Source organism: Nocardioides sp. P5_C9_2 (assembly GCF_054049555.1).
Window position 1 is genome coordinate 1 of record NZ_JBFUMD010000268.1, and the last position, 5350, is coordinate 5350.

Genomic DNA, 5350 nt, shown 5'->3' on the forward strand with positions numbered 1-5350 from the left:
CCCATCGGGTAGGCCGCGATGAAGCCGGCGACCCCGGCGATGGTGAGGCCGAGGCCGACCTGGGCGGCCGTCAGGCCGACGATCTGGGTGAAGAAGACGGCCGACCCGGCCATGAACGTGCCCTCGCCGAGCGCGAAGAGCAGCGACTGGGTCGCCAGTCGACCGGCCAGCGGCGACGGGGGCGTCGCCTGGTGCTTGACCGCGGTCAGGATGTTCATCGGGTTGCTGTGGTCCTCTCCAGGTACCGCTCGGCCGAGCGGGACGTCGTACGCATGGTGGCGGTCGCGACCATCACGATCGCGGCGATCGCCAGCCAGCCCGCGGTGCCCTGCTCCATCGCCAGCCAGGTGAAGAGGGCCGGCGCCCACACCGACCCGGCAGTGTGACCGATGTGCGCCGCTCCCTGGTACTCGGCGCGCTGGTCGGGGTCGGTGAGCTCCGACATGAAGCCCCAGTGCCCGGCCGACTGGTACAGCTCGGCGCCGGTGACGGTGACGTGCCCGACCCACACCAGCAGGATGGTGGCCCAGCCGAGGGTGTCGTGGGTGACCGCCACGATCGCGCAGGAGAGCACGAAGAAGCCCGCCGAGATGTACGACGCCCGCAGCGAGCGGGCGACCGAGTCGACGCCCCGCGCGGCGGCGACCTGCAGCAGCACGGCCATCACGGTGTTGGTGGCGAAGAGCCACGCCAGCAGCACGCGCGGGGCGTCGGTCTCCTCGACCAGCCACAACGGGATGACGATGTTGAGCAGCACCTGGTTGGTGCCGAGCACCCCGTCGGCGGTCATCAGGCCCAGGAAGGGCCGGTTCTTCAGCGCCGCGGGCTTGATCAGCTGCTCGCCGTCGTGGTGAGCGGGCTCCTTCGCGGGCGGCTCGGGCAGCCGGGTGATCCAGAACGTGTTGAGCGCCAGCAGGGCGGCGGTCAGCACCGGGACGGCGCGCACCACGGCGTCGCTGTTGGTCGCCAGCGCGGCACCGCCGATGAGGGCGCCGAGGGTGAAGCCGATGTTGAGCGCGGCCCGCATGAAGGCCTGCGACTCGACCCGCTCCTCCCTGCTGAAGATGTCGAGGGTGTAGGCCCCCCGACCGTTCCAGCCGGCCACGCTGACGGCCTCCAGCACGATCATCATCGCGATGTACTGCGCGAAGCCGTCGATGAAGGGCCACACGAGGTAGAGCGCCGAGGTCAGGCCCGCGCTGATCGCCCAGATGCGCTTGGTGCCGACCCGGTCGGCGAGCTTGCCGGCCGGGACCGCGAGGAAGAACGACACCAGCCCCGCCACGGTGAGGCCGACGCCGACCTGGGCGGCGGTGAGCCCCACGATCTGGGTGAAGAAGACGGCGCTCCCGGTGATGAAGGTGCCCTCGCCGACGGCGAACAGGATCGACTGGACGCTCAGGCGGCGGGCGAGCGGCGAGGGGGGAAGCTGTCGCCGCCACCAGGAGGGGTCAGGGTCGACCGGGGGAGTCGGCGGTGCCATCGGTCCGGAGTGCCCCGAGGACTCCGGACGATCTGGTGGCTGGGTGGTCATTGCCGCCCATTCTGCTACCGGGACTAGCGTGCGTCTCGTGAATTTGTTGCGCCCGGTCCGGGGAGAGGCCGCAGAGGTGGTCGCCGCGCTGCGCGACTGGCTGGCCGTGATGGCCGAGCCGACCCCGCTGGTGGTGGAGACCTCCGGCTCGACGGGCACCCCCAAGCGGGTGGAGCTGTCCCGCGCCGCCATCCGCGCCTCCGTGGACGCCTCCGCCCACCGCCTGGGCGCCACCGGGCAGTGGCTGCTGGCGCTGCCGGCGGCGTACGTCGCCGGCGTGCAGGTCATCTGCCGGTCCCTGGTCGCCGGTCACGAGCCCGTCCTCGTGGACGGGTCCTTCGCGGACGCCCTGGCCGGGCTGCCGCACCACCGCGACGTGCCCGTCTTCACCTCGCTCGTCCCCACCCAGCTGCACCGGCTGCTCGAGGACGAGCGCGAGGTGGCGGCGCTGGCCGGCCTGCACACGATCCTGCTCGGCGGCGGCCCGATCGACCCGGCCCTGCGCCGACGGGCCGAGGACGCCGGCCTGCACCTCGTCGCGACGTACGGCGCCAGCGAGACCGCCGGTGGCTGCGTCTACGACGGGCACCCGCTCGACGGGGTCGCGGTCGCCGTCGGCACCGACGGCCGGATCCGGATCGGGGGCCCGACGCTGTTCGAGGGCTACGTGGACGACCCCGGGCTGACCGCCAGCACCCTCGTCGACGGGTGGTACCTCACCGCCGACGCGGGGCGACTCGACGAGGACGGCCGCCTGCAGGTGCTGGGCCGCCTCGACGACGTCGTCGTCAGCGGCGGGGTCAACGTGCCCCTGCCCGCCGTCGCGCGGCGCCTGCGCGAGCACCCGGGGGTCGAGGCCGTCGAGGTGCTGGGCGTCGAGGATCCGGAGTGGGGGCAGCGCGTGGTGGCCTTCGTGGTCGGTGGCGTGGTGCTCGAGGAGGTCCGCGACTGGGTCGGGGAGGCGCACCCGCGCTCGTGGGCCCCGCGGGAGGTGGTCGCGCTCGACGCGCTGCCGCTGCTCGGCAACGGCAAGGTCGACCGGCAGGCGCTCGTCGCCCGGGCGGGGGAGGGCTCGTGATCCGGGTCTTCAGCATCCCGCTGCGGACGCGCTTCCGGGGGATCACCGTCCGCGAGGGCGTGCTGCTCGAGGGGCCGGCCGGATGGGGGGAGTGGAGCCCGTTCACGGAGTACGACGCCCCGACGGCGCGGCCGTGGCTGCGTGCCGCCGAGGAGGCCGCGGCCGGTGACTGGCCCGCCGCGGTCCGTGACTCCGTGCCCGTCAACGTCACGGTGCCCGCCTGCAGTCCCGAGCAGGCCCACCGGATCGTGGTCGCCGGCGGGTGCACCACCGCGAAGGTCAAGGTCGCGGAGGTCGGACAGACCCTCGCTGACGACGAGGCGCGGCTGGAGGCGGTGCGCGACGCGCTCGGTCCTGCCGGGATCATCCGCGTCGATGCCAACGGCGGCTGGGACGTCGACGGGGCCGTGGGCGCCATCCGGCTGCTGGAGCGGGCCGCGGGTGGCCTGGAGTACGTCGAGCAGCCCTGCGCGAGCGTCGAGGAGCTGGCCGCCGTACGCCGAGCGGTCGACGTGGCCATCGCCGCCGACGAGTCGATCCGCCGGGCCGAGGACCCCTACCGGGTGCGGGACCTGGAGGCCGCCGACATCGCGGTGCTCAAGGTCCAGCCGCTGGGCGGCGTGCGCGCCTGCCTGCGCATCGCCGAGGACATCGGCCTGCCCGTCGTGGTCTCCAGCGCGGTCGAGTCGAGCGTCGGCATCGCGGCCGGCGTCGCGCTGGCCGCGGCCCTCCCGGACCTGCCGCACGCCTGCGGGCTGGCCACGGTGCAGCTGCTCACCGCCGACGTGGTGAGCGAGCCCCTGCTCCCGGTCGCCGGGATGCTGCCCGTCCGCGCCCCGGTCGTGGACCCCGCCGCGCTGGACCGGCTGGCCGCCGACCCCGACCGGGTCGCCTGGTGGGAGCGGCGGATGGCGACGGTGCGGCAGGATCGGTCCTCGTGAACCCCTCGACCGCCCTGGCCCGTGACGTCGTCTCCGCGCTGATGGCGGCCGGGGTGCGGGAGGTCGTGCTGTGCCCGGGGTCGCGCAACGCGCCGCTCTCGTTCGCCGTCCACGACGCCGCCCGCGCCGGCCTGCTGCGCCTGCACACCCGCATCGACGAGCGGACCGCCGGCTTCCTGGCCGTGGGGCTCAGCAAGGTCGGGTCCCGCGCCGYGGTCGTGTGCACGAGCGGCACGGCGGTCGCCAACCTGCTGCCCGCCGTGATGGAGGCCGCGCACGCCGGCATCGACCTCGTCGTCGTGACCGCCGACCGGCCGGCGCGGATGCGGGGCACCAGCGCCAACCAGACGACCGACCAGGTCGGGGTCTTCGGCGCCTTCGCCGCCACCACGGTCGTCGAGGCCGGCCGAGGGGCGGTGGAGATCGGTCGTCCCGGAGGGCCGGTGCACCTCAACGTCCACCTGGACGAGCCGCTGCTCCCGGAGGGCGGGTGGGCCGATGCGGCCGCGGACTCGTGGGAGGTGTCGTGGCGCGACGAGCACACCGACGCCGTCGAGCTCCCGGTCGGGCCCCGCACCGTCGTGGTCGCCGGCGACGACGCCGGCCCGCCGGCCCGGGTGCTGGCCCAGGACGCGGGCTGGCCCCTGCTGGCCGAGCCGACGAGCGGCTCGCGCACCGGTGACCACGCCATCCGGACCTACCGCCTGCTGCTGGGCAGCGATCTCGGCGAGCGCATCGAGCGGGTCGTGGTCGCCGGCCACCCCACGCTGTCGCGTCCGGTGACCCGGCTGCTCGGTCGTGAGGACGTGGACGTCGTGTCGCTCCGCTCGCGCGGCCTCTGGTCGGCCCGTCCGTTCCCGGTCCGCCTGGAGGCCGACCGGTTCGCGGCCGCGCCCGGAGATCCGTCCTGGCTGGAGGAGTGGCGTGCGGCCGACCGGTCGGTGGGGCGCCAGCTCGACCGGCTGCTGGCCGCCGAGCCCGACCTCACGCCGTACGAGGTGGCGGGAGCGGTCAGCCGGGCGCTGCCCGCCGGCGGGCTGCTGCACGTGGGCGCCTCGAGCCCCATCCGCGACCTGGACCTGATGGTCGCCCGGTACGCCGTGGGCGACCGGCGCAAGGTCATCGCCAACCGCGGCCTCGCCGGCATCGACGGCACCGTCTCGACGGCCATCGGTGCCGCCCTGGGCCGACCGCGGAGCACCCGTGCGCTGGCGCTGATGGGGGACGTGACCTTCCTGCACGACGCCACCGGGCTGGTGCTCGGCCCGCGCGAGGAGCGTCCCGACCTCACGATCGTGGTCGTCAACGACAACGGCGGCTCCATCTTCAGCATGCTGGAGCAGGGGGCCGACGCGTACGCCGAGGCGTTCGAGACGCTGTTCGGCACCCCGCACGACGTCGACCTGGCCAGCCTGTGCGCCGCGTCCCGCACCCCGCACCTGCGGATCACCAGCCTGCCCGAGCTCGAGCAGGCGCTGGCCTCGCCCAACGGGGGCATCGAGGTGGTCGAGGCCGTCGTCCGCCGCGACGACCGGCGCGACCTCGACGCCAGGATCAGCGCGCTCCGGCCGGAACCTCGCTGAACGTCGTGCCGACCAGCGTGGGCCGGCCCCGCTCGGGCAGGTGCACGAGCCCCACGGCGAGCTCGTCGACGACGAGCACGCCACCCCGCCCCGCACGCAGCCGGCCGTACGGCGGGTTCCACCGCACCGCCAGGTCCGGGCGTCCGCGGAGCCGGGTGACGACCCGCAGCGCCACCACCGCGAGGTGGCCGTCGGCGACCGGGACCACCCGGAC

5 protein-coding genes and 1 pseudogene are annotated in these 5350 nt (G+C 74.8%); 3 read left to right on the plus strand and 3 right to left on the minus strand.

The window, feature by feature from the left end:
• Window positions 1-218 (minus strand): annotated as a pseudogene (locus ACXJKL_RS13585) (MFS transporter); the annotation flags it as partial.
• The gene (locus ACXJKL_RS13590) at window positions 215-1534 is read right to left on the minus strand and encodes an MFS transporter (RefSeq protein ID WP_457207575.1); all 1320 of its coding nucleotides are present in this window, start codon (window positions 1532-1534) and stop codon (window positions 215-217) included. The pseudogene ACXJKL_RS13585 and the gene ACXJKL_RS13590, both read right to left, overlap by 4 nt.
• Window positions 1535-1571: 37 nt before the next feature.
• On the opposite strand from ACXJKL_RS13590, the gene ACXJKL_RS13595 reads away from it, so the two are divergent.
• From ACXJKL_RS13595 to menD, 3 genes are read left to right on the plus strand one after another with little or no spacing between them, the layout of a single operon-like run.
• Window positions 1572-2612 (plus strand): AMP-binding protein, encoded by a 1041-nt coding sequence (locus ACXJKL_RS13595; protein WP_457207576.1) that lies wholly within the window; start codon window positions 1572-1574, stop codon window positions 2610-2612.
• The gene (locus ACXJKL_RS13600; RefSeq protein WP_457207579.1) at window positions 2612-3553 is read left to right on the plus strand and encodes an o-succinylbenzoate synthase; all 942 of its coding nucleotides are present in this window, start codon (window positions 2612-2614) and stop codon (window positions 3551-3553) included. The genes ACXJKL_RS13595 and ACXJKL_RS13600 overlap by 1 nt, the downstream gene beginning before the upstream one ends.
• Window positions 3550-5136: a 2-succinyl-5-enolpyruvyl-6-hydroxy-3-cyclohexene-1-carboxylic-acid synthase gene (menD, locus tag ACXJKL_RS13605; RefSeq protein ID WP_457207577.1), complete on the plus strand. Its 1587-nt coding sequence runs from the start codon at window positions 3550-3552 to the stop codon at window positions 5134-5136. Before ACXJKL_RS13600 ends, menD begins: the two co-directional genes overlap by 4 nt.
• Here menD and ACXJKL_RS13610 read toward each other — a convergent pair.
• On the minus strand, window positions 5108-5350 hold a 243-nt coding region (locus ACXJKL_RS13610; RefSeq protein ID WP_457207578.1), incomplete at its 5' end, for a hypothetical protein. The two genes, menD and ACXJKL_RS13610, sit on opposite strands and share 29 nt — an antisense overlap.